The organism is Blautia sp. HCN-20427, from assembly GCF_037890365.1.
Classification (GTDB): Bacteria; Bacillota; Clostridia; order Lachnospirales; family Lachnospiraceae; genus Blautia.
Map to the genome: position 1 here is coordinate 1 of NZ_JBBKBX010000071.1, position 652 is coordinate 652.

At 39.7% G+C, this 652-nt stretch carries 1 protein-coding gene; it reads right to left on the reverse strand.

Annotated features, from left to right (window positions below; genetic code table 11):
- A partial coding sequence (locus WKT17_RS16240; RefSeq protein ID WP_340273716.1) for a hypothetical protein occupies nt 1-652 on the reverse strand: 652 nt, incomplete at both ends.

Here is a 652-nt window from a genome sequence, read left to right on the forward strand (position 1 = left end):
TAATTATCCAAGGCAGAACTGTAAATTGTGACAGGAATCCATTCATATCCGTCAGCCGGCGTTCCCATTTCCCAGATAATACTGGTCATATCAAAGTATGCAGTAAGATAAGTCACAGGATATTTGAATAAAAATTTTGCATTGAGCAGAAGAATTTTCTTCTGAAAATCTTTATCTCTTAGTTTTAAAGCATCGTCTCCTATGGCACCCCAAGTCCGGGACAAGGAGTCAGCATAATATTTGTCATAGCAGGACTGCCATTTTTCTAAAGGCATGATTTCTTCCAAAACAGCAATATCTTCTGCGTCTAAAGTTTCTTTGGAGGCCACAGCACCAGCCATGGATACTGGGACACTGTATTTTACATATTCTTCATTGGGTACCATGTGAAGAACATGGCTGCCCAGTATGTTGATTAGAAATACAGGTATCAGAATGGACACACCCAGAAGAAAGAGCAGCTGTTTTTTTCGTTTTTTTGTGTCAGTGTATTTCGACTTCCATTCATAGAGCAGGAGCGCCAGCAGGGTTATCAGAACAATTACGTTTCCCATATGCCGTATGGTGCAGACCATACAGGCAATCAAAGTAAATCCCATTATTTTATACCATGCAAACAGCTGCTTGGATTTGATAAAATCAAAGAGGAACA